This is a genomic window from Deinococcus roseus (assembly GCF_014646895.1).
GTDB lineage: Bacteria > Deinococcota > Deinococci > Deinococcales > Deinococcaceae > Deinococcus_C > Deinococcus_C roseus.
This window is the reverse complement of the sequence record NZ_BMOD01000001.1, coordinates 240,243-265,315: the sequence shown is the minus strand read 5'-3', so window position 1 is coordinate 265,315 and position 25,073 is coordinate 240,243. Positions and strand designations below refer to the sequence as shown.

Annotated in this window: 21 protein-coding genes, 1 tRNA gene and 2 riboswitches; of the genes, 12 read left to right on the top strand and 10 right to left on the bottom strand. The window is 56.1% G+C overall.

Annotated elements, in window-relative coordinates:
- Positions 1 to 170: 170 nt before the first annotated feature.
- From IEY52_RS01155 to IEY52_RS01145, 3 genes are all read left to right on the top strand, one after another.
- The gene (locus IEY52_RS01155; RefSeq protein ID WP_188998545.1) at positions 171 to 725 is read left to right on the top strand and encodes a hypothetical protein; all 555 of its coding nucleotides are present in this window, start codon (positions 171 to 173) and stop codon (positions 723 to 725) included.
- Positions 726 to 956: 231 nt separating this feature from the next.
- Entirely contained in the window at positions 957 to 1,490 is a 534-nt protein-coding gene (locus IEY52_RS01150) for a hypothetical protein (RefSeq protein WP_188998542.1), read from the top strand.
- Between the two features lie 344 nt (positions 1,491 to 1,834).
- The gene (locus tag IEY52_RS01145; RefSeq protein WP_188998539.1) at positions 1,835 to 2,398 is read left to right on the top strand and encodes a hypothetical protein; all 564 of its coding nucleotides are present in this window, start codon (positions 1,835 to 1,837) and stop codon (positions 2,396 to 2,398) included.
- A gap of 25 nt (positions 2,399 to 2,423) precedes the next feature.
- Here the strand turns inward: IEY52_RS01145 and IEY52_RS01140 are convergent, their stop codons facing one another.
- On the bottom strand, positions 2,424 to 3,158 hold the full coding sequence (locus tag IEY52_RS01140) for a hypothetical protein (protein WP_188998536.1): 735 nt from the start codon (positions 3,156 to 3,158) through the stop codon (positions 2,424 to 2,426).
- A gap of 82 nt (positions 3,159 to 3,240) precedes the next feature.
- Between IEY52_RS01140 and IEY52_RS01135 the strand changes: the two genes are divergently transcribed.
- The 4 genes from IEY52_RS01135 to IEY52_RS01120 all read left to right on the top strand — a co-directional run bounded on the left by IEY52_RS01135 (position 3,241) and on the right by IEY52_RS01120 (position 8,210).
- Positions 3,241 to 4,155 carry a DUF2785 domain-containing protein gene (locus IEY52_RS01135; protein ID WP_188998533.1) on the top strand — a complete coding sequence of 305 codons (915 nt, stop codon included), beginning with the start codon at positions 3,241 to 3,243 and terminating at the stop codon, positions 4,153 to 4,155.
- Positions 4,156 to 4,232: 77 nt separating this feature from the next.
- Positions 4,233 to 4,574, top strand: a complete 342-nt coding sequence (locus IEY52_RS01130) for a hypothetical protein (RefSeq protein ID WP_188998530.1) — start codon at positions 4,233 to 4,235, stop codon at positions 4,572 to 4,574.
- Between the two features lie 63 nt (positions 4,575 to 4,637).
- Positions 4,638 to 5,627, top strand: coding sequence for an EcsC family protein (locus IEY52_RS01125; protein WP_188998528.1), 990 nt, complete (start codon positions 4,638 to 4,640; stop codon positions 5,625 to 5,627).
- 483 nt (positions 5,628 to 6,110) lie between these two features.
- Positions 6,111 to 8,210, top strand: coding sequence for a S8 family peptidase (locus tag IEY52_RS01120; protein ID WP_188998525.1), 2,100 nt, complete (start codon positions 6,111 to 6,113; stop codon positions 8,208 to 8,210).
- 131 nt (positions 8,211 to 8,341) lie between these two features.
- Here IEY52_RS01120 and IEY52_RS01115 read toward each other — a convergent pair whose 3' ends face one another.
- The 6 genes from IEY52_RS01115 to IEY52_RS27065 form a co-directional block, all read right to left on the bottom strand.
- Positions 8,342 to 11,431: an alpha-amylase family glycosyl hydrolase gene (locus IEY52_RS01115; RefSeq protein ID WP_188998522.1), complete on the bottom strand. Its 3,090-nt coding sequence runs from the start codon at positions 11,429 to 11,431 to the stop codon at positions 8,342 to 8,344.
- 188 nt (positions 11,432 to 11,619) lie between these two features.
- Positions 11,620 to 12,225 (bottom strand): cyclodeaminase/cyclohydrolase family protein, encoded by a 606-nt coding sequence (locus IEY52_RS01110; protein WP_188998519.1) that lies wholly within the window; start codon positions 12,223 to 12,225, stop codon positions 11,620 to 11,622.
- Positions 12,222 to 13,088, bottom strand: a complete 867-nt coding sequence (locus IEY52_RS01105) for a bifunctional 5,10-methylenetetrahydrofolate dehydrogenase/5,10-methenyltetrahydrofolate cyclohydrolase (RefSeq protein WP_188998516.1) — start codon at positions 13,086 to 13,088, stop codon at positions 12,222 to 12,224. Before IEY52_RS01105 ends, IEY52_RS01110 begins: the two co-directional genes overlap by 4 nt.
- 8 nt (positions 13,089 to 13,096) lie before the next feature.
- Positions 13,097 to 14,599, bottom strand: a complete 1,503-nt coding sequence (gene purH, locus IEY52_RS01100; protein WP_188998513.1) for a bifunctional phosphoribosylaminoimidazolecarboxamide formyltransferase/IMP cyclohydrolase — start codon at positions 14,597 to 14,599, stop codon at positions 13,097 to 13,099.
- 27 nt (positions 14,600 to 14,626) lie between these two features.
- A riboswitch (ZMP/ZTP riboswitch) is annotated at positions 14,627 to 14,706 on the bottom strand.
- A gap of 19 nt (positions 14,707 to 14,725) precedes the next feature.
- On the bottom strand, positions 14,726 to 15,931 hold the full coding sequence (locus tag IEY52_RS01095; protein ID WP_188998510.1) for a serine hydrolase domain-containing protein: 1,206 nt from the start codon (positions 15,929 to 15,931) through the stop codon (positions 14,726 to 14,728).
- 60 nt (positions 15,932 to 15,991) lie between these two features.
- Positions 15,992 to 16,090 (bottom strand): GlyGly-CTERM sorting domain-containing protein, encoded by a 99-nt coding sequence (locus tag IEY52_RS27065; protein ID WP_188998507.1) that lies wholly within the window; start codon positions 16,088 to 16,090, stop codon positions 15,992 to 15,994.
- Between the two features lie 22 nt (positions 16,091 to 16,112).
- Positions 16,113 to 16,231: riboswitch (SAM riboswitch) on the top strand.
- A gap of 97 nt (positions 16,232 to 16,328) precedes the next feature.
- On the opposite strand from IEY52_RS27065, the gene metX reads away from it, so the two are divergent.
- Complete coding sequence (metX, locus tag IEY52_RS01085; RefSeq protein ID WP_188998504.1) at positions 16,329 to 17,381, top strand: homoserine O-acetyltransferase MetX; 1,053 nt, start codon at positions 16,329 to 16,331, stop codon at positions 17,379 to 17,381.
- Positions 17,382 to 17,435: 54 nt separating this feature from the next.
- On the opposite strand, the gene IEY52_RS01080 is transcribed toward metX, so the two are convergent.
- The 3 genes from IEY52_RS01080 to hmpA form a co-directional block, all read right to left on the bottom strand.
- Entirely contained in the window at positions 17,436 to 17,978 is a 543-nt protein-coding gene (locus IEY52_RS01080) for a nucleoside deaminase (protein ID WP_188998500.1), read from the bottom strand.
- Positions 17,971 to 19,809, bottom strand: coding sequence for an alpha-amylase family glycosyl hydrolase (locus tag IEY52_RS01075; protein WP_229684594.1), 1,839 nt, complete (start codon positions 19,807 to 19,809; stop codon positions 17,971 to 17,973). Before IEY52_RS01075 ends, IEY52_RS01080 begins: the two co-directional genes overlap by 8 nt.
- A gap of 347 nt (positions 19,810 to 20,156) precedes the next feature.
- Positions 20,157 to 21,389: an NO-inducible flavohemoprotein gene (gene hmpA, locus IEY52_RS01070; RefSeq protein WP_229684593.1), complete on the bottom strand. Its 1,233-nt coding sequence runs from the start codon at positions 21,387 to 21,389 to the stop codon at positions 20,157 to 20,159.
- Positions 21,390 to 21,514: 125 nt separating this feature from the next.
- Here hmpA and IEY52_RS01065 point away from each other — a divergent pair.
- From IEY52_RS01065 to IEY52_RS01050, 4 genes are all read left to right on the top strand, one after another.
- A tRNA-Ser gene (locus tag IEY52_RS01065) sits at positions 21,515 to 21,604 on the top strand.
- Between the two features lie 289 nt (positions 21,605 to 21,893).
- A complete protein-coding gene (locus tag IEY52_RS01060; protein WP_188998498.1) occupies positions 21,894 to 22,493 on the top strand; it encodes a glycoside hydrolase family 19 protein in 600 nt (199 codons plus the stop codon).
- A 208-nt stretch (positions 22,494 to 22,701) separates the two neighbouring features.
- On the top strand, positions 22,702 to 23,904 hold the full coding sequence (locus IEY52_RS01055) for an MFS transporter (RefSeq protein ID WP_188998495.1): 1,203 nt from the start codon (positions 22,702 to 22,704) through the stop codon (positions 23,902 to 23,904).
- A 123-nt stretch (positions 23,905 to 24,027) separates the two neighbouring features.
- On the top strand, positions 24,028 to 25,026 hold the full coding sequence (locus IEY52_RS01050; protein WP_188998492.1) for a LacI family DNA-binding transcriptional regulator: 999 nt from the start codon (positions 24,028 to 24,030) through the stop codon (positions 25,024 to 25,026).
- The last annotated feature ends 47 nt before the right edge of the window (positions 25,027 to 25,073 follow it).

The following is a 25,073-nucleotide window of genomic DNA, read 5'->3' as shown; positions in this document are numbered from 1 at the left end:
GTTGAAGAAGGGTTGAGGCGGTTTGACTCAGGCATTTGCCTGATGCCCTGCTCATGAAAGCTCCATTTTGATTTCTGAGTAATGGGGTATGATTGGGTATCGCTGCCCCCTGGCAGCCCTGCAGAGCCTCACCAGTCACCACCGACCAGACAACAACGGGAGTCGCTTCTATGACCTTCTTCAAACGCCTCTTCAAACCCAAGCCCGTAGAACCTGAATTCGATGACTCCGACGATGCCGAAGATGAGGATGCCCCACCGCAACCCAAACCCATTCCCAAAGGGGTGGGGGACATTCTGGGTGAAATGCCCGATGAATGGCTGATCCGTGAAAATGTCACCATTGAGCGCATGAGCGTGGATTATGTGGCGGTTTCTCCTTACGGCGTGTTCTGCATTTTTGAACCTGCCAAACGCGGAAAAGTTACCGCCACACCCCGTGGTCTGTATGTCAACGGAGACAAAATCGAGCCCCTCCCCACCGATGTCACGGGTGTTTTGAAGCCCCTGAGAAAATACCTGGGCATTCCTCTGGAAGCCATCATGGTGTTCAGAGACAGTGAAATCACTGGTGCAGAAGTGGGGGCCCTGAAGATCTTTTCTCCAGAGCGCCTGAAAACCTACCTGACCTTCAAGGTGGATACCCCCCACAACGACAATGATTTGCGGGAAGTGCTCAAACGCATCAATGTGCTTCTGGAAGAAGCCAAGAAGTGGCGATACTGAGGAAACCCAGTAAACTCAGCAAACCTTAGATTCTAAAGGGTTTTGTTTCCCCTGCACAGTCCCTCCAAAAGCAGTCCAGAAAACCCTGGACTGCTTTGTGGTGTATGGGGCATGACCCAACCCTGAAACATGGACCCAGTTCAACAACCACCACCTTACACATGCAACACAAATGTGTTACAATCCGGTAACAGGATTTTAAAGTGTCCTTGCTTACACCCGGAGGTCTGCATGTTGTTTTTCCGTCGCAATCAGAAGAAAACTCCCACTCAGGCAACATCCACCAAACCTGTCCGCCTGGGAGACGCCATTTTCTCCCTGAATGACGACTGGTACATCCGTGAAGACATTGCGCTGGACCACCATGTGGTTGATTTTGCTGTGGTGTCCCGCGTGGGCCTCTTCACCATTTTTCAGCAGACTGCGACGGGCACCATCACTGCCAACTCCACCAGCATTCTGGTGAACGGGCACCCCCACGACTACATCGTGAAATCCATCAAAATGTGCAATGCCATGATCGAATCCCAGGTCAAGGCCAGAGCCATTCCCATTGCTGTCTTCACGGGTGGCGAGGTGCATGGTCTGGAAGCTTCCGGGATCAAACTGCTGACCCCTGAGCAGGTGCTGCCTTACCTGAAATCCCATGACATGGGCACCCTGTCCCCCAAGCAAATCGTGGAAATCAGCAAAGGGCTGCGTGCCATGGAAGCCAAAAAGCCTGCTGTCAAGGTCAACCGCTCACCTGTGGCCCTTGCACAATAAAGCATCTCCCTTCATTTCAGAAATTTTCTGTCCCCGAGGAATTCCTCGGGGATTGTTACTTTGTGGGGAACATTCTCAAGATGTATAACAATTTGAATGGGTTTTTCAGGCGGAAAGTTTTCAATGCTGATTTTTTCCGGAAACCAACAATGCAAAAAGCCTTACAAAGTTACAAAATTCATGTCCAGAAAAAGGTTTTTTTGAATGTGCTTTTTCGATCTTTACAATTGAATTCTATAGCAAAAAACAAAATTGATTTCAATTCCTGTACAGCATGGGCATGATTATGCAAAAATGGGCCATGCAGATCCAGAATGGAATCTGAAGGGATCTGGAGGTAGACCATGACCATTGCCCGAGTGCCCAGTACCTACGTCACCTCACTGCCTCGCACACCGAACCTGAAAGCAGTCCGCTACGAAGAAAATGTGTACACCCTCTCGGACGACTGGTTCATCCGTGAAGACATTGTGGTGGGCCGCCACAGCATGGAATACGTGCTGGTTTCCAGGTATGGCATTTTTGCGTTGCTGCCCCAGAAGCGCAGTGGTGTGGTGCACCAGCAGGGCGACCAGATTTTTGTCAACAATGACCGCCAGTCCCACGCCATTCAGAACGCCTGGCATGCCACCCAGGCCCTGGAACAGGCCGTGGGCACCAAAGTCTACCCGGTGCTGGTGTACCGCGAACTGTCTCCCAAATCGCAGGAAACTGCAGCTGTGGCAGGCCGCCGGGGTTACACCGCCGAGGCTGCAGAACAGCCTGAACAGACCCACTGGAAAGTGCAGGGGACCCTGCTCACCTCCTGGGAGCACCTGACCGAAACCCTGGGGACCTTCAGCCACAAGGTTTTCAGCTGGACCGAGGCCTCCCAGTTTGCCCGCCAGATCAGACGGCTGTCCCAGTGACCTGCATACCCTGCAGGGAGCAAACTCAGGGGCTGGCATCCTCCACAGGCACCAGGGCCACCCGCATCAGGTAACGGCCAGAGCCCTGTTTTTCTGAAAACTCACGCACCAGACTGGCCAGACGCTGCTGCAAAGCTTTGGCATCGTCATGGTTCAGCCGCAGAGAAGCCCATTCGTTCCACAAAGCTGTGGCTTCCTGGTCCAGCAGGTTGCGCACGATGCCTCTGGGCGGCTGGTTTTCGGCGCACAGCGAATGAATCACCGAAGGCTGTCCATGGCGGTTTCTGAACAGATGAAGTCCCACTTCATGCTGGGTTCTGACCGACTCTGCCTCAAACACCCGTGCTGTGCTGGTAAAAAGCATCCGTCTGGCATCCTGTTCCAGCACATCCAGCAACTGCTCCAGAGCCCCCATGGGGGTCAGGTGGTAGGGCACAAAAAAGCATTCACAGGCAGCGGTGTATTTTTTGATGGCCCGGCCTTTGCGCGGAATGTGCTGGCTGACCACCAGCAAACCCAGGTCCAGCAACCGCTGCACCTGGCGGTAGGTTTTCAACAGGGACCAGCCCAGTTGCTCTGCGGCCTCCTTGATGGTCCATTGCTGTTCCAGATGCACCAGCAGCAGATCCAGAGGGTCCGTTTCTACCAGCAATGCCGCCGCCTGGAAACTGGTGATGTGGGCACAGTTTTCCTGCATTGCAAAATGACCAGGGCCAGCAGACACGCCTTCGGAAAAGCTGCTTTCAAAGGGGACTGTCATGGAAAGCAGTATAGGTCTATGGTCAGGAGAGACCCAAATCTGTGCAAAACCAAATCTGTGCAAGTCCTCCTGAGGTGAACCCATGAAAAAAACATGCCTGTCTTGGTTGTTTCTGGCCCTGCTGACCCAGCCTGCTTTCGCTCAGGATGCCACCTGTGGAGAGCCTCCATACACCTCTGATTTCTGGATGGATGTGCGTTCTGGCATGCTGCCAGATCAGCAAACCCCGGACACCCTCAGTCCCCTGCTGTTCCAGTGCCTTGCCTCTCCTGACCCGGTGCTGCGGGATGTGGTGGGCTACGAGGTGTTCGCAAACTGGCTGCGGGGTGGTACCCTGACCGATTCCGCTGCCCGTGACCTCACCGCACTGCTGTTGAAAGGGCTGCAAAAAGGCATTGGAGAAGAAGGCACCCCCACGGTCTTTGGAAGGACTTTCTCTGCCCTGATCCTCTCTGAGGTGATGCGCAGGGATGCCCGCAACCGGTTTCTTTCTGATGCAGAGTACCAGCAGGTGGTGACAGGCATTGCGGCCTACCTGAAAGCTGAAAAAGACCTCCGGGCCTTCAATGACCAGCAGGGCTGGATGCACGGGGTGGCCCATGCTGCAGATGTGCTGTGGCGCATGGCAGAAAACCCCAGAACCACTGCCTCGGATCTGGATGTGCTGCTGGATGCCCTCAAAAGCAAAGTGGCCCCTGAGCAGCCTGTGTTTTATACCCACAATGAACCGGAACGCATGGCACGGGTGATTTCCACCCTGCTTTCCCGTTCGGATGTTTCAGCCCAGAAACTGGACGACTGGCTGTACAGCCTGGTGTCTGGCGTGGCCTGGCGCAGTTCCTTTGACAGTGAGCTGGGCATGGCCCGATTGCACAACACCCGCAATTTCTTCCAGGCGCTGTATTTTCAGGTGTTGTTTCCTGCACCAGGGAACGATCAGGCCAGGGCCATTGAAGACACGGTGCGGCGTGCCCTGACCAGCCTGGACCTCTACTGATGGCGTTTCACTGATCGTATGTTTTGCTGCGGCATCTCCTTTTTCCTCTGTGAGACACTGACTGCAGAGGAGACGACATGCCGCAAAAAAATTATCCCAGAGGTTACGTGGTGGGTGTGATCAGACGTGAGCACCTGCAAGCCGTTCAGCAAGAGCTGCAAAATGCAGGTTTTTCAGAAGTCATTGTGCACACCAGCGCAGACGATGACCTGAAAAGCCAGCTCACGGCCAATTTGAATTCGTTTGGAGATGAAAGTGTGATTCTGCAGGAGCACCAGAAAGCCTGGGAAGAAGGTGGAGTGACGGTGGGCATTTATGCTGCCGATTCCGAGCACAAACAGAAAATCCGTGAAATCCTCAAGGCCCATGACGGTCTGCAACTGATGTACTTCGGGGCGCTGGTGGTGGAGGAACTGTGACCTGCCCTGCAGGTCAGGGAACCCTGGACCCTCAAACCCCATACTCTGATCAAGGAGACCGACATGCCACATGACAGCTCACATCAAAGTGAAAATCCTCCAGTGGAGGATGCTGCACAAACCGAAGAGGGGCAAAGCAGCACCGACATGATGCTTTATGAACAGGCCCAGGAAGCCAGAGCCTACCACCAAAAAGCCCGCCAGGACATAGACCGCTGGGCCAGTGCCCGACCCACTGCCCTGGAGCAGACCGGGAAAAAGACAGCCCTGCTGGTGGAACGTGGTCTGGGATCCCTGGCCAAATACATCCCTGAAAGCATGACCGAGCGGGTGACTGGAGCCGTGGAGCAGGCCCTGAGCAGCACGGCTTCTCTGGCAGACCACCTGCTGGATGGGCAAAAAATCGAAAAAAGCGTGGAAGTCACCCGCAAATCCATTCCCTGTGAACTGCAGGCCAGAGATGCAGTGGCCCGCAAGATCATTCTGGAAAACCTCGGGGTGGGGACGGCCTCCGGGGCAGCCGCAGGTGCAGGAGGCTGGGCCACCATTTTGCTGGATGTGCCCATCCTGATCACCGTGACCCAGCGGGTGATCAGGCAGGTGGCAGCGGCATATGGTTACAAAGTGGATTCCCCGGAAGAAGAAGCCCTGGCCCGTGGCATTCTGGGTTCTGCTTCGGCCCTGGATGTGGGGCAAAGGGAAAAATTCATCCTGAGCATGCACGCCATCACCCGTGCACTGCGTCAGGGTGCAGGACTGGACAAAGTGGTGTCCATCTTGCTGCCCGCCACCCTGGAGAAACTGGGTGTGCGGGAAATTGCCAAGAGCCTGGGCATCAATTTGACCCAGCGCAAAGCCCTGCAACTGGTGCCCCTGGTGGGTGCTGCAGTGGGAGGCACCATGAATGCCCTCACCATCCGGGACACCGCCACTGCGGCTTTCATGGTGTACCGCAAACGCTGGCTGGAAGAGCACACCGACGTGTACGCCAGTGTGCAACTCCCAGAAGACGATCAGGTGATGGAAGCTGTTGCTGTGGATGAATCTGCCTGAAACGATCACAGGGCATTCAGGCAAAAGCCTGCCCTGAAAACCCCTTCCCTTAAGAAGCTCAAGAGGCACCAGAATGCTGTTCTGGTGCCTCTTCTTTGGACAATGATGCTGGATTTGGTTTTAGAGCATTGCCCTGGCCGGAGGTGTGATGCCCATCATCCTGCATGCAGGTGCAAAATGCTACTCTGCATATGAACGGAGGATGAGTTTATACAGAACAGGTTGTGGTTCACCTGAAGTTCAGGCGCAACATCCTTTCAATTGCAGGACCATTTGGAACGTTCGTCCTGTGGGTTTCTCAGTGGCCGGGTGCATCAGAGGGTGCACAGGGGAAATTCTGGCACCCACAACCGCCAGACCCGGTGCTTCCATCCTGTCGGAACCATCATCAGTTTTCCAGAGTTGTTCAGTCCAGGGCAAGTGCATGCTGCCCACGCAGTGCGGTCCAGCCAGGTGTGTCCAACTGGACCTGAAGGAGGAAGAATGAAAAAGACTTATGTGACACTGGGGTTGAATGCCACCTTGCTGAGCGTGGTGCTGGCAGCTTGCGGAGGAGGCGGCGGGGGACCCACCCAGGGCACCATCAAGGGACAGGTGGGTTTTTTTGACACCAGCCTCAGCCTCAGCCAGCAAGAAGCCGCCCAGTCCCTCAGCCCTGATGTGATTCCAGGCCACTTCCTGGTCAAATACCGCAACGAGGCAGGTTTCAGCAAGCAAGGGCTGGTGCAGGTGGCTGGAAAAACCCTGCACCTGCAAAGGAACCTTGCCCTGTCCGGGGTAAAACTGCTGGCTTTTGATGGTGCCACCCGTGCCCAGACGGCCAGCGTGCTGGCTGCCCTCAGGGCCGATCCCAACGTTGAATATGCCCAGCCCGATTACATGATGTATCCCATGAAGACCTCCAATGATCCCCTGCTGGGCTTCCAGTGGCACTACAACAGCATCAAGCTGCAGGAAGCCTGGGACATCACCACCGGGAGCAATGTGACCGTGGCGGTGGCAGACACCGGGATCCTGAAGGGTCACCCGGAACTGGCTGGAAAACTGTTGCCGGGTTACGATTTCGCAACCCTCACAGGCGACACACCCACCGGAGATGGAGACAGCCGGGACCCTGACCCTGAAGACACGGGCAGCAACGACACCACCTCCTACCACGGAACCCACGTGGCAGGCACCATTGCTGCAGCCACAAACAACGGCGCTGGAGTGGCAGGCGTTTCATGGGGAGCCAAGATTGTGCCTGTGCGGGTGCTGGGTCTGGCTGGAGGCCCCCTGTCTGACATCATGGACGGTCTGTTGTGGGCTGCAGGAGAACCTGTGGCCGGAGTGCCCGCCAATGCCAACCCTGCCCAGGTGATCAACATGAGCCTGGGAGGCAAGGCCATTTGCTCAGATTTGCCTGCCTATCAGGCCCTCTTTGACAAACTGGCCGCCAAAGGCATCATCGTGGTGGTGGCTGCTGGCAATTCCAATGCCGATGCCAGCAAGTTCAGTCCGGCCAGTTGCGGAAACGTCATCACCGTGGGATCCACGGGTTTTGCCAGTGACCGCTCCACCTTCTCCAACTTTGGGACCCGGGTGGATGTGATGGCTCCAGGTGGGGAGATGGCCCAGGACCTCAATGGTGATACAAAACCCGACGGTGTGTTGAGCCTCGGCAAAGACGATGTCAAGAAGGAATTCATCCACACTTTCCTGCAGGGCACCAGCATGGCTGCACCCCACGTGGCGGGTGTGGTGGCCCTGATGAAGAGCGTCAAACCCAACCTGAACTATGCGGAAGCTGTGGAGATTTTGAAGAAAACCGCCACACCCCTCAGCAACGAGCAGTGTCGGGTGGCCAATGGCTGCGGTGCAGGCCTGATCAATGCCTTCAAAGCTGTGCAGATGGCCAATTCCATCCCAGTGCCGGATTTCAATGTGCTGCTGGACGTTCCAGCCATCACCCTGGAAGCTGAATCAAGCGCTTCTGCCACCCTGCACCTCAACCTGACGGGTGGGTTTGCCCAGCCCATTGATGTGAAAATTGAAGGTGTGGATGCCAAACTGCAGGCCACCCTGGTCAATCTGGGTTCCAACAAGTTTCGCATTGACGTGAAAGCACTGGCTGACTCTGCTGGAAATTACACCATCACTGTGAAAGCCAATTCCGGGATCACCACCAGGACTGAAATGCTGAGCGTTCAGGTAAAACCCACGGATGTGAATGCAAAGGGAACCTCCGTGATTGCGTGTGCATACACTGGAAACCCTGCAATGTTGTGTGACCCCAATTTCTCCAGGTTTTTTGATGTGGCGGCTTCCGGCAAAGTGGCCAATTACCAGATTTCCCTGAGTACGAGCCGCCGTTACATCCCGGTGGCCTGGCTGGACAAGAACGGCAGCGGAAAACTGGATGGTGGCGACTTCTGGGGATTCTACGAGCGCAATGGCAAACTGGTGCTGGTGGATCCCGGAGAATCAGGCATTGATTTGCCCCTGGAGCTCTTCCACGACATCAAACAGCTGGGTGTGGAATCTGAAGCCAGCATCTCTGCACAGAAGATTTTGGAACAAATGATTCAACAACAGGCCAAATAAAAGGTCCAGAAATAGAGCCTTCAGAAACAGAGCCTTCAGAAACAGAGCTTTCAGAGCCAGAGCAAAGAACACGGAATCAAAAAATCCCCCAGGCGCACACCTGGGGGATCTTCTTTACTGCAACCTGAAGATCAGGGGAGGATCTGGATGGGGTTGGTGAAGGTCACCTGACGTTGAACCGGTGGGTCATAGCTGGCTGCAATGGTGTTGCCCGGGTAGGCAGGGGTGGATTTTTCGCTGGGCAGGATGTCTCCGGCACCATAGTTGTCTCCGCCGTAAACCCCGGCATAAGCATTCACGTGTGCAGGTTTGCCTGCAAGGCCCAGGGCATTCCAGGGGATGGCCACTTCGGTGGTGTACTCGGGGCCAGTGCCTGTGGTGACTCTGGTGAAGTTGTTGTTCTGGTCCACGTTGCTGCCATTGAAAACCCACATCTGGGCACCCTGCTCCTGGTACTGGGCCACGAAGGCATCAATGCCATTGTTGAAGGTGGCTTTTCTGGCCCAGGCATTGATGGTGTTGGCATCCGTGAAGCCACCGTCTTTGAAGTCCAGGTGCACAATGGCAGAGTTTCCAGAAGCCCGGTAAACGTAGCCCAGGTACAGGAAGTTGTCGTCAGAGTCGATGCGCAGCTCTTTGAAGATGTTGTCTCCACCAAAGCCGGTGTCGTAGCCGCCTGCTGCGTTGGTGACAGTGATCTTGGGAGCAGTCCAGTCTGCGAGGTTGCCATCAACGGTGTATTTGGGTGCTGCAGTCAGGGGCAGGTCAAAGTTCAGGTCGGTCTGACCACTGGTGCCACTGGCGGTTTTGCTGCCATAGCTGACTTTGCTGGCGGTGACATCTGTGGTGGTGCCGCTGGGAACCGGCAGGTAGTAAGTTCCATCGCTGTAGGTCAGGGCAAAGTAGTAATTGGGATCGAGGGCTGCGTCCAGCAGCACGTCCTTGATTCCTGTACCAGAAGAGGTGACCTTGCCAGAGATGAAGCTGTCAGGCGCTGGAACGGTGATGAAGTTGTAGACGCCGCTCACGGTTTCGGTGGGCTCATCCGGGGTGATTTCACGGTTGGTGTAGCCGGTGCCTTCATAACCACTGTTTTTGGCAGCTGGAGAGCCGTTGCCGAACTTGAAGGAGGTGGTTTTGAAGATGGGCAGGGACACCGTGCCTTTCCAGAAGCCTCTGTGGACAGGATCGGGGGTGAGGTTGACGCGGTTTTCACCATTGACAAAAGTGCGAACCTGGATCTGGGCATCGCCCTGGGAGCGGGCATCCACGGTGAAACTGACGGTGGACATGGCATTGGGCTGTGCAGTGGTGGTAGGACCAGTGGTGGCTTCCCGGCCGTCTTTGCCCACGCTGATCAGTTTAAAGGTGTAGGTTTTGCTGGAGTCCAGACCTTCTACCATCAGGCTGCCCAGGTTGGCTGGAGCGGGTTCGGCGTTGTAACGCTTGAAGGTGGTTCCGTCGGTGCTGAGGTACACCCGGTATCCGCCCACTTTGTCGCTGACGGCGGGGGTCCAGGTGAGTTTGACGGCTTCAAATCCAACCACCCGGTCCAGGTTGGTGGGCTGGGGAAGGGTGGCATCGGTGCCAGGTTCAGTGCCTGCCTGGGCGCTCAGAACCAGCACGCTGCGTTTGGCGATGTTTCCCGTCAGGTTGCCGTCTGCATCCAGAACAAGGCTGTGGGATTTGCCGGTCAGCTCTTTGAGGGTGGAACCTTTGGCAAAGGTGCCGAGCAGTTGCACTTTTCCTGCAGCCAGACTGCTGAGGTTGAGGTCTGCATTGCTGTTGTTGATCAGCACCACCACGGGGTCACTGCCTGCCAGGGTTCTGCGGAAAGCCAGCAGGGGTTGCCCGCCGTTGGTGGCCGGACGGGACAGCACTTCCTGTTTGCCTTTTCTGAGGGCTTCGCTCTTCTTGCGGGCATCGCTGAGGGCTTTGATGCGCTCATCCAGGGTGCTTGCTGCCAGCTTGCCAAAATCCATGTCTTCACGGTTGGATTCACCCAGCACGTTGTTGTAGGGATCGCCCTTGCCAATCATGCCGATTTCAGTGCCGTAGTAGACACTGGGGGTGCCCCGAGAGGTGAAGATCAGGGAAAGGGCCAGATCCAGGCGCTCTCTGGCCTCAGACAGGCCCACGCCCCGGTCCACAGCTTCGCTGACGAAGCGTTTCACATCGTGGTTGTCAACAAGGGTGACCAGTTTGTTGGGGTCGTTGTAAAGCCCATCCTGATCGAAGATGCTGGCGATGGCATTCAGGTTGCCGCCTGCACTGCTCAGGTTGTCCTTGAGGGCAAATTGCAGGGGGAAGTCAAAGAGGGCAGGGGACCCCAGGTCATTGATGAACTTCTTGTTGAAGTTGATGTCTCCAGAGAGCACTTCGCCCACGGTCCAGATTTTGGCTGGATCTCCAACCCCTCCAGCTTTGAAGAACTGTTTCCAGTAGGTGTCGGGGACATGCTTCATGGTGTCCATGCGGATGCCGTTGATGTCCAGTTCGTTGATCCAGTAGGCCACGGAGTCATTGAGGAACTTGGTGACTTCGGCTTTCTCCTGTTTGAAATCAGGAAGACCTGCCAGGGCACAGTCCACATCTTTGTTGCTGCTGGCATCACAATCTGCTGCGGTGTGGAACCAGTCGGGGTGGGTCTTGACCAGCTGGGCTTCGTATCCAGCGTGGTTGACCACCATGTCCTGCACGATTTTCAGACCTTTGCTGTGTGCGGTTTTCACCAGGTTTTTCAGGTCATCCAGGGTGCCGAAGTGGGGGTCCACTTTGAAGAAATCCTCGGCCCAGTAGCCGTGGTAGCCTGCGTGGTATTTTCCAGCGTTGGGGCCATCTCCGGCCAGCTGGGAAGGCACCTGCAGGTAGACGGGGGAAATCCAGATGGCGGTGACCCCCAGTTTTTCAAAATAGCCTTCGTTGATTTTCTGGACCAGGCCTTTGAAGTCTCCGCCGTGCCAGCTGATGGGGCTGCTGGGCTGGGCTTTGTCTCCGGGGCCAGTGTTGCTGCCGTTGTCGTTGCTGGTGTCTCCGTTGGCAAAACGGTCTGTCAGCGCGAAGTAAATCACGTCCTGGCCATTGACCACAGGACCGGGATTGACGATTTTGGGAGGAGCTGGCATGAGGTTGCAGCTTGAAACGGTCAGGGCCAGGGTGAGGCTTGCAAGGGCATGCTGAAGACGGAACCGTTGCCGGTTCCCAGACTTGGGTTGTTCCATATGGAAACGCTACCAAATTCAGAAAATTTTGCCATTGATAGTTCTTAACTTGCCTATACAAGTGCTTTATCAGAAAGCCTCTTTTGATCATCAAAACCAATTCGCAATGCAAAAAGCTGCACCAGAAAGGCAAACAAAAAATCGGCCCAGATGGGCCGGAGTTCAGGGTTTTGCAAAACAGCCAGAAATCAGGACAGGATGCCCTGCACCACAGCCAGCACTTCCTCTGCCAGATCCTGGGTGTCTTGCAGCACACGGGTGCGCTCTGCGGCAAATTCAGAGTTCAGGTCTGCATCGTATTTCAGGTTCATGTCCACGGTCAGCAAGAAAGCCTGGCTGGCTCCCCTGAGCAGGGCCACCCCGGCCCCCACATCGCTGATGATGCTGTTGTGGGCCAGAAAGGTTGCTCTTTTTCCCAGTCCCACAGCCCGCAGCACATCCTGTGCCGCTTCCAGAGGGGTGAGGGCAGCATTGCGGGTGGCGCTTTTGACCGCCGTCTTGCGTTCCTCGGTGCCCTTGGGGAGTTTCAGGGCTTCCATGTAACGCTCAAATGCCGCCACATCCCGATCCGCATGGGTTTGCAGGATGGTCAGCAGTTCACGGCACTCGATCAAAAGCGCTTCAATTCCAGTGACATCTGCATTCTTCTTGGGTCTGGAAATCTCCAGGGCCATGATGATGAGCCCCAGACCAAAAGAGGCGGTCAGTCCTGCCACCGATCCACCCCCCGGAGTGGGGGCATCGCTGGCGGTCTGGTTCAGCAAATCCTGGATGTTCTGATTCCACAGGCTCATGCCTGACCTCCAGTGAGGGCTTCCTGGGCCTGCAACTCCAGTGCGCGTACGAAATTCTGGAAGATCAGGGCACTGGTCACCACGCCCACCCCTCCGGGAACTGGAGAGTAGGCTTTTAAAAGGGGATAGATTTCTGGGTCTGCATCGCCTTTCAGGCCATCGTTGATCACGTTGATGCCTGCATCAATCACGATCTGACCCTCGGTGATGGCGGCTTTCCTGAGCAGGCCATGGCGGCCCACGCACACAAAGATCACCTCGCAGTCTTTCAGGGTGGTCTGCACTTCGCGGGTGTGTTCGGTGACCACCGTGACAGTGGCTCCCCGGTTGATCAGCATGCTGATCAGGGGTCTGCCCACCGTGCGGCCCGGACCAATCACGGCCACACGCTTCCCGATCAGGGGTCCCTGGGTTTCAGCCAGCAAAATGCAGGCATGGGGGGTGGGGGCCAGAATGGCATCCTTCTCCCGACCTGTGGCAATCAGGGACAGGTTGGCCGGAGAAAGCCCTTCCACATCCTTGTGTGCAGCAATGCGGGACAGGGCTTTTTCAGGGTCCAGATGGGGGGCCAGAGGGAACTCCAGCATCACCCCCTGAAATTCTGCACTGTCTGAGAGTCGGTGCAGGGTTTGCTCCAACTCACGCTGGGACACTTCGGCCCCCAGGTCAAAGACCTCCAGACCCAATCCCAGGCTTTCAGCCGTGCGTTTTTTGCTTTGCACGTATACCAGGCTGGCTGGATCGCTGGAAGCCAGAACCACTGCCATTCTGGGGGTGATGCCCCTGCCGTTCCAGCGGGCAATTTCCAGTTTGACGTTGTACTTGATGTCCCGTGCAGTGTCTTTTCCGTAAATCGGCTGCATGCAGGATCTCAGTGCCTGAAGTGACGCACGCCAGTGAAAACCATGGCGATGCCCAGTTCGTCTGCAGCTTTGATGCTGTCTTCATCGCGCACAGAGCCTCCGGGCTGGATGATGGCCGTGATGCCAGCAGCAGCAGCGGTTTTCACCACGTCATCAAAGGGAAAGAAGGCGTCAGAAGCCAGCACACTGCCTCTGGCGTGCTCACCTGCGTGCTCGATGGCCTGCTTGGTGGCCCAGATGCGGTTCACCTGCCCCACCCCAATTCCGGTGGTGCGTCCATCCTTGCCAACCACAATGGCGTTGGATTTGACGTGCTTGACCACCCTCCAGGTGAACAGCAAATCCTGCAGCTCCTGTTCGGTGGGAGCACGCCTGGTCACCACGGTTTGCTGGATGCCTTCCAGACCCAGGGTGTCGGCTTCCTGCACCACAAAACCCCCATTGATGCGCTTGTAATCCAGAGTGGGTTTGGGGGCCTGTGCGACCTTCATCAAGCGCAGGTTTTTCTTCTTGCTGAGGATTTCAAAAGCCTCAGGGGTGTACTCGGGAGCCAGAATCACTTCCAGGAACACGTCTTTGAGGGCACGGGCGGTGTCGGCGTCCAGCGGGCGGTTGACGGCCACAATGCCCCCGAAGATGCTTACAGGATCGGCTTCGTAAGCGCGTTGCCAGGCCTGGGCCAGGGTCTCCCCGGTGCCCACAGCGCAGGGGTTGGCATGCTTGACCCCCACCACGGTGGGTTCGCTGAACTCGGTGGACAGGTTCCAGCAGGCTTCTGCATCGGTGTAGTTGTTGAAGCTCATGGCCTTGCCGTGCAGCACCTCGGCGTCCAGCACGGTACCTTTCTGGCTGCCTTCTCTGTACAGGGCGGCTTTCTGGTGGGGGTTCTCTCCATAACGCAGTTCCATGACCTGGGTCAGTTCCACGGTTTTCTGGGCAGGCAGACTGCTGGAGGGGGCCAGGTAATTGGCAATGGCAGTATCGTAAGCGGCAGTGTGGGCAAAAGCCTTCTGGGCCAGGTATTTTCTGTACCCAGAGGTGACATTCCCCAGGTTGCCCAGGATCTCGGGGTAATCTGAGGGGTCCACTACGATCAGCACCGACTCGTGGTTTTTGGCGCTGGCACGGATCATGGCAGGTCCACCGATGTCGATGTTCTCGATGGCATCATTGAAGGTCACATCGGGTTTTGCAATGGTTTCCCGGAAAGGGTAAAGGTTCACGCACACCAGATCAATGGGGGTGATGTCCTGCTGGTCCAGTTGGGCCAGATGCTCGGGGGTTCTGCGGGCCAGGATGCCCCCGTGCACGGCGGGGTGCAGGGTCTTGACCCGGCCTTCCAGAATTTCAGGAAAGCCGGTGATTTCGGTGACATAACGGACTGCGACTCCAGCGTCCCTCAGGGTTTTGAAGGTCCCTCCGGTGGAGATGATTTCAAAGCCTTTTTCCACGAGACATTTTGCAAAGTCCACGATGCCGGTTTTATTGCTGACAGAAAGTATAGCGCGCACGAAAAGCCCTCCTATGGGATCACAAAGCTTCTTCGCCCAGGCGTGCGGCACTCCAACGCTGCGGCTTCCCCGTGGTACTCCACGCTGCGCCAGTCACCGCAACAAGCTTTACCAGTGTACCAGAATTCAGTGCAGCCCCGAACCCCGCTGTCTGAACCCCTGTTGCACCTCTGCGGGTTTCAATTGCTGGTGGCCGCTGGGGCCCAGTTGAAAGGCCTGGGTCATGCCTGCATAGATGGCTTTCTGGGCTTCATCCCCGCCGATGTTGCTGACCCCCACAGTGCCCAGCTCAAAAGCAGGAATGAGGATCAGAGAAGCGTAATTGAGGGTGTTGCTGCCATCATGGCCCAGCACCAGCTCTCCACTGTCGGTCTTGTTGACCACCCAGCCATAACCATACTGGTCACCGTAATGGTCCTTGTGAAGCTCCTGAAAGGTGGAGGCTTTCAAGAAGCCATTCTTGCCATTTTCACCGTTCATGTGGGCCTGACCATACAACACCAGATCGGACATCGGGCAGCGCACATTGTCTGCGCCATCGATCACCTCGGTGTTGCCCGCCACCACCAGATTGTTTTCCTGTGTGGGATACACTGGTGGAACAGGCACAGGGACTCCCGCTTGCAGCACATGGGGCCAGGGTTGTGAAACGCTGGAGACGTCCCAGGTGTAACCCATGCTGCACCCTTTCATGTGCAGGGGGTTGAAAAGCTGTGTCTCAATCAGGGTTTCAAAAGGTTTCTTGCCCACTTTCTCAAGAATGGCAGCCAGCAGGGCATAGCCTGGATTGGAATATTCAAAAGCAGTCCCAGGGGCATGCTTCAGAGGGGTTTGCAGCAGGTCCTTGATGAAGTCGGCTTTGCGGGTGGCCAGAGGAATGCTGGCATCCCACCACCCGGGCTGGGGCTCCAGGTCATCCACAATGCCTGAGCGGTGGGACAGCAACTGGTCGATGGTGATGTTCTGGTATTCTTCCCGCATTTCTGTGTCTGGCAACAGCTCCTTGAGTTTGCTCTGGAAAGACAGTTTGTGGCTTTCCACATACGTGGCAATCAGGGTGGCGGTCATGGATTTGGTGATGGACCCCAGGTGGTGCACATCCTGCAAGGTGACTTCTTCAGGAGAGCCGTATTTGCGCACCCCTTTGGCAGACTGCTGCAATATGGCTTTTTCATTGAACAGGGTGATGCTCAGGGAGGGCAGTTTGTGCTGAATGACCAGCTGGCTGGTTTTGTCTGCCAGGACAGCTTCAGGGGTTTTGGGGGCGATGGTTTGACATCCAGTGAGCAAACATCCAGTGATCAGTAGAACAGGCAACAAATAAGGTTTCACGGTATCAAATTAAGCAACCAGCATGAGAATCCCATCAGACAGCAGGCTTTGAGGTTGCTGTCATGTTTGTAACAATCCAGATCGAGCAACAGCACAGCAGCAAAACACCAGCAAAGCCCAGAAGTTGACACTGCCCCCAGAGACCCGATACACTGACATTTAGCCTGTGAGACACAGGCGACTCTTATCCAGAGTCGGCGCAGGGAACTGGCCCGCAACGCCGCAGCAACCGACCTCCATCACGGTACGGTGCTCACCAGCCCGAAAGACCACGATGGTCCCATTCGGGGACGATAAGAGAAGGGCGTAAACCACCATTTCCCCTTCTCAACACCACGAGAGGGGGAATCTTTAGTTCCCCCGCAGATCAACACTCTTTTCTCCTGGAGGGGAGCACATGCGCTTCGAGTTCGCTTTCGAAACCGATGAGGGAGCCATCCCGTTTACGTTCGTCGCCAAAAGTCAGCACGACTACACCATCACGCCCAGTTACAAGTGGTTCTTTGAGAAAGCACCTCTGATTCTGGATTCTGGCCGCATCCTCAGCAACATCCGGGTGGGTTACCACACCTACGGCACCCTCAACGCCGAAAAAGACAATGCCATTCTGGTCTGCCATGCCCTCACCGGCACCAGTGCCGTGCACCGCTGGTGGGCAGACATGTTCGGGGAAGGGAAGACCCTGGACCCCACAAAGCACTTCATCGTGTGTTCCAACGTGCTGGGGGGGTGTTCAGGAACCTCTGGTCCCAAAGAAATCGGGCTGGACCCCATCACCATCCATGACATGGTGCGGGTGCAAAAAGAACTGATCAAAGACCTTGGCGTCAAAAAATTGACCGTCATTGGGGGCAGCATGGGCGGCATGCAGGCCCTGGAATGGGTCAGAAGCTATCCTGAGTGCCTGAAGAAAGCCATCATCATTGGTGCACCTGCCCGCCACAGTGCCTGGGCCAAGAGCTTCAATGTCTCCCAGCGCAACGCCATCACCAGCGATCCTGAATGGAAAGGCGGCAAGTACCAGGAGCAACCCCACGGTCTGGCCATCGCCCGCCAGATCGCCATGATCAGTTACCGCAGCCCGGAGTCCTACCAGATGACACAGGGCGGGCAGTCCAAATTCAATCCCAACCAGAGCGCCATCCAGACCTATCTGGAGTACCACGGGGAAAAACTGCTCAAGCGCTTTGATGCCAACACCTACCTCTTGATCACCCAGGCCATGGACCTCTTTGAGGTGACCGACGATGAATTGCGGCGCAACACCGTGCCCACTTTGCTGGTGGGCATCTCCACCGACATCCTTTATCCTGCCAGTGAAGTGCGGCAGGTGGCGGCACAAATGAAGAACAGCGAATACTGGGAACTGCAGAGCCCACACGGTCACGATGCCTTCCTGATTGAGGATGAACCGTTGAACCTCAGGTTGCTGGAATTCCTGCAGAAATGAACAGCACAAAGAGACCAGAGCTTTGAAGGCTCTGGTCTTTTCAAGACAGCAGGTCTATGACAGCTCTGCCGTCTCCGGGTACCTTTTGATCCAGGCCTCCCAGCCTTCTGCTGGGTAAGCCTTTCTGGCTTCGGGTGCAAACAGTTTTGTGGCTTCCTGCTCCAGATCTTCAAAAGGATGCGGAACCACCTCGGTTTTTTCATAGGCCGGATGCATGTCCCATTTGATCAGGCGTCCAGACCCGCCCCAGGGGTCATCGCAGGCCCACACCACACGGGCGAGTTGCACCATTCCGATGGCCCCTCCACACATCAGGCAGGGTTCCAGAGAGGAGTACAGGGTGCACTCCTCTGGTTTCTCAATCCGTCCCAGACGGTAGAAGGCCACCATCTCGGCATGGGCGAAACTGGAATCTGCCACCTCGTGGGGATGGTCTGGCCAGGGTTCATGTGCCCGGTTGCGGCCCTCTGCAATGATCTGGCCCTGACCGTTCACAACCACACAACCAATGGGGGAGGACCCCTTCTCAACGCTTTCCCTGGCAAGTTCCAGGGTGCGCATCAAGAAGGGGCGGTCCTCTGGGCGGACTTTACTCATCCTGGGACAGGATGATGGTGCTGTAAGGTCCCACAGCCACGCTGCCCTTGAAAGGCATCCCGTCCATTTCGGCTTCTTCTGCGTCCACATCGTGGCTGAACACGTTGGTGAATTCGCTGTCATATCCTTCCCAGTCGGAGTGAAAACGGGTGCGCCACAGGCCCTCTCTGGGGAAGCCAATTTCGAAGTTCTCCAGGGTTTGACCCGACAGGTTGACCACCACGATCACGTCGTCTTTGGGACCCCCCTGATCGAAGCGGTGGTAGGCCAGCATTTTCTTCTCAATGTCCACCCGGTGCACCACCACATTCGGACCTTTGAGGCCCGCAGTGTGCCCGTAAGCGTTTTGCCTGAGCTGCTTGAGGTCCCGGTACATCTGGGTGATGCCCTTGAAGTTGTCTGCCAGAGACCAGTCCATCACATTGCTGTCGTCAAACCAGCCTGCGGTGAGCATTTCCTGACCCTGGAACACCATGGGAATGCCAGGAGAGGTGAAGGTGATGCAGGCCCCCAGCGTGGAGCGTTTTTTGGCGTAATAGTTGGCAGCATTGTTGGGCCAGATTTCTTCGGGAACACGGGCATGACCGTTGGCGACTTCATCGTGGGATTCGGTGTAGACCACCCGACTGAAAGCCTCTCCGTTGTAGCAGTTGAGCACAGCATTGGCCACAGCCTGGGTGTTGCGGTGCAGGTCTTCCTGCACGATCAGGGCTTCGCGCACAGGGTGTACAAATCCAGAATCCCACTGGGCATCGAAGCCCAGGCCGCCTTCTGAAGTGGGGGCGGTCACCAGGGCATTGCCCCGCAAATCTTCTGCAATGGTGATTTTCCAGGGCTGTCTTGCTTCAATTTCATCGTTGATCCAGCGCAAGAGTCCCCAGCCTTCTTCCAGGTCATCTCCGGGGTTTTCGTTGCTCTGCACGTTGCGGATGTAGGCGGTGGCATCGAAACGCAGGCCGTCCATCTGGAATTCTTCCAGCCACATCAGGGCGTTGTCGCGGATGTACTGGCGCACCTCTTCGCGGCCATAATCCGGGCGGGTGTCTCCCCAGGGTGTAGAAGAACGCCAGTCGTTGTAGAAGTAGATGCCACCCTTGCCGTTTTCGCTCCAGCCGTCAAATTGCCAGAGGTCGAGGTCTGAAGGTCCGAAGTGGTTGTAGACCACATCGATCAGCACGGCAATGCCTTTCTCGTGGGCGGCTTTCACGAAGCGTTTGAGGGCATTGGGGCCCCCATAAGCCCCTTCCACAGCAAAAGGATGGGCGGGGTTGTATCCCCAGGAGATGTCTCCGGCAAACTCCATGGGCGGCATGATCAGGAGGGTGTTGACCCCCAGGTCCGAGAGGTAATCCAGTTTTTCTGCAGCAGAATCGAAATTGCCGCGTTGCCCTTCGGGCGCATTGAAGGTGCCCACGTGGAGTTCATAGATGATCATTTCATTCCAGGCTGGAACCCGGTATTCTTTGAGGTCGCCCCAGTCAAAGGTGGGATCGTAAACCACGCATTCTCCAACAGAACTGGTGACTTCGCGGGCGTAGGGGTCCATTTTCCAGGCATCAAAACCCTTGTTTTTGATTCTGAATTTGTAGGTGGCTCCGGGTTTGACCCCAGGCACAAAAATCGACCAGAAACCGTTTTTTTCTTTGGCGAGGCGGTGCTCGGTTTTGTTCCAGTTGTTGAAATCTCCACCCACGCACACGGCAGTGGCGTTGGGTGCCCACACCCGGAAACTCACCCCGTCTGGGGTGGGAATGGCCCCCATGCCTGGGACTGGGGAAATTTCTGTCTTTTTGCGGGCGGATCGGGAGGCTTTTTCTTCTGTTAAAGTCATGTCCTGCTCCTCACTTGAAATGCTGGTTCATAAAGTCATCTTTTTTAAGCCGCACCAGAACCAACATTTAGAATTTGATGATTGCGGCGATAAATCTATGAGCAATCCCACAGAGGGACGATTTTTGCTTGGGTAGATCACAATTCTGCGGACTTCCTCTGGCGCAAGGTCCTGCTGAATTTCAGAACCTGCCTTTATTGATGCCATTAAAAAGACGAAATTGTCAAGAGACAAAAAAATAAACCAGAAGATTTTCATCCTCTGGAACAAGAAAAAAAACCGAGTTTAAACTGAATTTTTTGAGGTATGGGGTTGATCAGGGGTTTTCCCTGGTTTTGCTCTGCAAATCAGCCCTGGAGCTGGACTTCTCCCACTTTGAAATCCTGGGTGGGGCTGAAAGCTTCAAAGAAACGCCGGGCTGCTGGAACCTGCAAATCATCCAGAATGCTTTCCACAGCCTGCATAAAGCCTGCCGGACCACAATAATAAAAATCTGCGTCCAGGGGGACATGTTTCAGAAGTTTCTCTGTGGAGATCAGGCCCGTGTCCTGGTGGTCAATGCCCAGAAGCTCATCTGCTCCCACTTCGGTGTAAAACACGGTCACCTGAACCTGTGGGTTTTCGACTTGCAGGGCAGAGAGTTCATCTCTGAAGGTATGGTCTGCTTTTTTCATCACGAACTGCAGCAGGTGCACCTCGCTGGTTTTTGCAGCTTTGGCCATGCTCAAGAGGGGAGTGATGCCCACTCCACCTGCCAACAACACCACAGGGCGGCCCCGTTCTTGCAAGACAAAATCTCCCATGGGAGCGTGCACATCCAGCGCATCTCCCACCTGAATGTGGTCATGGAGCAGGTTGGAGAGCAGGCCATCTTGCAAATCAAAGCTGCCCTGGGGGGCCAGTTCACGCTTGACACTGATGCGCAGGGTGTCCTTGCCTGGGGCATCAGAGAGGCTGTACTGGCGAATCTGGGTGTAGGGCATGTGTTCGGTTTTCAGGCGCACACTGACATACTGACCAGGTTTGAAGGGCGCAATGGAAGTGCCATCAAGCGGTTTGAGGTGCAGAGAAACAATCTGGGCACTTTCCTGCACCTTCTGGACCACCTGAAAGGCTTTGAACCCTTCCCAGGGAGCAGCCTGATAAAGGTTTTTTTCCACACCAATCATGATGTCTGCCAGGATCCCATAAGCTGCACCCCAGGCGTCCAGAATTTCAGGTGTGGCAGCATCTCCCAGCACTTCCTGAATGGCAGCCAGCAGGTTTTCGCCCACAATGGGATAGTGTTCGGCCAGGACATCCAGACTGGCGTGTTTGTGGGCAATGCGGGCCACCATGCCGGACAGAAATTCAGGCTGGTCCAGGAATTCTGCGTAAGCCAGCACCGAAGCAGCCAGGCTGCGGGACTGTGCTCCGGTTTGCTGGTGGGTCAAATTGAAAACGTTCTGCAATTCTGGATGCCGGGCAAACATGCGGCGGTAGAAGTGGCTGGTGATGGTGGTTCCGTGTTGTTTGAGCACGGGAACTGTGGCTTTGATGAGGTGAAGTTGTGGGGCGGTCAGCATGTGGTCCTCCGTCATGAATATGCATTTAAAATATATATTAGATGCAGAGAGAAATGTCCCCGCGCACCCTCTAGCATTTTCTAGAAAAAGTGATACAATCTATTCCGTTCCCGAGACGAAAGCTTGGGACAAACTCCCAGGGAGAGGTGCCCGAGCGGTTGAAGGGGCACGCCTGGAAAGCGTGTGTAGGGTAACACTTACCGCGGGTTCGAATCCCGCTCTCTCCGCCAGAATGCAGCCCCACCGAAAGGTGGGGTGTTTGCTTTGTGGTGACAGAGTGCAGCCAAAGTGCAGCCAGAAAGGGCAGCGTCTGCAAAGCGGCCCCGCTGATCAGATGTGCGCTCTGGCCTTTTGGGGGGTTTCCCTGCTGAAACCCCTGAATTTTTGCTAGGGGTTATCACTTATGAATGCCCCCCGGTGCTGTCCTAAACTGAGGTGTATCACCCGGCCCAATACGCATCCAGGGCATATTGAACTTGCATCCCATTTCCAGCAGCGCCGCATGAGGAGGCATCTAGCATGATCACCAAAGCCCTGATTCAGGCCCTCAACCCCAACCTGAAGCAGCCCGATGTCACTGCAGCCAAGCTGCAGCACGCTGCAGACCAGTACGGCATCAACACCACCTTGAGGTTGGCCCACTGGCTGGCCCAGCTCACTGCAGAGTCTGGACTGGTTCCACAGGAAGAAAATCTGAATTACTCAGCCAAACGGCTGTGTCAGGTGTGGCCCAGCCGCTTCCCCAGTTTGCAGGCTGCCCAGAGTTGTGCCATGAACCCCCAGGCCCTCGGCAACACCGTGTATGGGGGCCGCATGGGCAACACCCAGCCTGGAGACGGTTTCAAGTACCGTGGCAGAGGATTCATTCAACTCACCGGACGCAGCAATTACACCCGTTACAGCCAGCTCACCGGCTTTGATCTGGTGAACGACCCCGATTTGTTGTTGCAAATTGGGGTCAGTGCCCAGACGGCAGCTGCTTTCTGGCAGGACCACCACATCAATGCCATGGCAGACCGCAATGACCTGCAGGCCGTTACCCGTGCCATCAATGGTGGATTGATTGGCCTCCCCAGCAGGCAGGCTTACTTGCAAAAAATCATGGCTTTGCTGCACTGAGACCTGCAGACCGGAAAGACCAAAAGACCCTCTTGGGCGGATGTTCTGGTCTTTTCTCAGCGCTCCTGCCTCTTGCCTGCATCTGGCACACATTGCAGGCAGATGTTCCTTTTTCCGGCACACCCGTCCAGAAGTTGTCTGAAAAGTTGTCTGAAAATAAGCCAGAATCCTCTGCACATCTTTCTCAAAACAGGTTAGAGTGACCACCATGACTCAGCCCAGCACAGTTCAGCGCAGCCTGCCCGCTCTGTATCTTGCACAGGCCCTGTCCACCAGTGCCACCACCATCGGAGTGGCCCTTGCCAGCATTCTGGCGGTGAAACTCACCGGATCGGAAAGCTACTCTGGCGTGCCCTCCACCGTCAACCTGTTGGCCTCGGCTTTCAGTGCCTACTTTGCCGGGCAACTCATGTCCCGCCATGGACGCCGGGTGGGATTGGCCCTGGCTTTCCTGCTGGGAACCATCGGGGCCAGTGTGGCTTTCTGGCAGGCCATGCAGCAAAATTTCTGGGGTTTCATGGTGGGCATTTTGCTGGTGGGTCTGGCCACCGGAGGCATCAACCAGATGCGTTATGCAGTCAGTGAACTGGTTCAGCCCGAGAAGCGGGGCCAGTTCATTGGTTTTCTGCTGACCTGCAGTGCCATAGGAGCGGTGATCACCCGCCTGTGCATTCCTGCCCTGAAAAACGTGGCCCAGTCCCACCAGTTGCCTGAAAATGAGGCGGGCTGGTTGCTCAGTGCCCTGTTCCTGGCCCTGGCCAGTGGGCTGGTGGCTGTGTTCTTCACAGCCAGACCTGCTGACTTGCCAAAACACACCTCCAGAATCCAGCTGTCTGTTGCAGAACTGCTGCAAAACCCCCAGGTCAGGCTGGCCCTGCTGGGCATGATGGTGGGTCAGGGTGTGATGTTGATGCTGATGGTGATGATGCCCGTGCACGCCACCCATCTGGGCCACGGTCTGGAGGCCATTTCCAGCGTGATGACCGGGCATGTGGTGGGCATGTTTGGTCTGTCCTGGATCACCGGGCGCTGGGTGGACCGCTTTGGCGCCAGAACCATGATCTTCATGGGAAGCCTGCTCCTTGCCCTGAGTGCCTTGCTGGGTTTGCTGGGGCACAGCCTCATGGAAATGGGGATTGCCCTTTTTGTGCTGGGCATTGGCTGGAACCTGTGTTTTGTGGCGGGCTCCAGTTTGCTGACCAGCAGCCTGCCTCCAGAAACCCGTGCAGCAGCACAGGGCAAACTGGATGTGTTTGTGTGGGGTTCTGCGGCTGCAGGAGCACTGGGAGGCGGTCTGCTGGTGGCCCAGTCGGGTTTTCCCCTGATGTACAGTGTGGCCCTGACCATCAGTTTGATCTCAGCAATTGGGGTATATTTAAGACGTGCAGGAAAGGTGCAACCCGGCACCTGACGCAGGGCAGCAAAACCTGAGTGCCCTGGCCGGGTTCAAAAGACCTTTCCTCGCTTGCATTGATTTGAGCCTCTGAAAACAGGTTCACCCACTTGAATGGTCTTCACTGAAAAAGAGGCGGGCATGAAGAAGAAAGTGACTTTGTTGGACGTTGCCGAGGCTGCCGGGGTTTCCCCCAGCACGGTGTCCAGAATTGTGGCTGGCACAGCGCGGGTCAGCGAGAAAAAACGCAAGCAGGTGGAAGAGGCCATTGCACAGCTCAAATACCAGCCCAACCTGGTGGCCAAAGGCCTGGTGCAGGGCCGCACCCTCTCCATCGGGGTCTTGACGCAGGACATTGCCAGTCCGTTTTATGGCTCGGCATTGCTGGGGGTGCAGGAAGCCCTGAGGGGCACCGATTACGTCCCGGTGTTCATGGATGGACACTGGCAACCCGAAGATGAAGCGGTGGCGATTCAGCGTCTGGTGGGCCGGGTGGATGGTCTGATCATCATGGGAGGTCACCTGGAAGGGGATTCTCTCGGTGCTCTGGCAGAATCCATGCCCATCATCACCATCGGGCGCACCATTCCAGGGTTTGAGCAGCACTCTGTCTTGATTGACAATTACGCCGGAGCACGCAATCTGGTCAAGTACCTCTTTGACCTGGGGCACCGACGCATCGCCCACATTGCTGGCCCCCATGAGCACATTGATGCCCGTGAACGCCTGAGGGGCTACTACGATGCCCACAAGGAATTTGGCATGGACATCGACGAGAAACTGATTGTGCATGGGGATTTTCAGGAGGCCTCGGGAAGCCTTGCCGTGGCCACCCTGCTGGAATCGCGCACCATGTTCACCGCGATCTTTGCGGCCAACGACCAGATGGCTTACGGGGCCAGGCTTGCCCTGTACCGCCGGGGCATCCGGGTCCCTGAAGAAGTCTCCCTGGTGGGCTTTGATGACACCCGCAACTCCGAGTACATGATGCCGCCCCTCACCACCGTGCGGCAACCCATGCATGAACTGGGACTGGCGGCCACCACCGCCTTGCTGAACCTCCTCAACGATGAAGAGGTGGTGCTGGAAAAAATCACCCCTCAACTGGTGATCCGGGAGTCTGCTTCTCGGGCCAGATGATGTGAGGCAGCAAAACTTCTGGACAACTTCTGGCAGTTGCGCAGAAC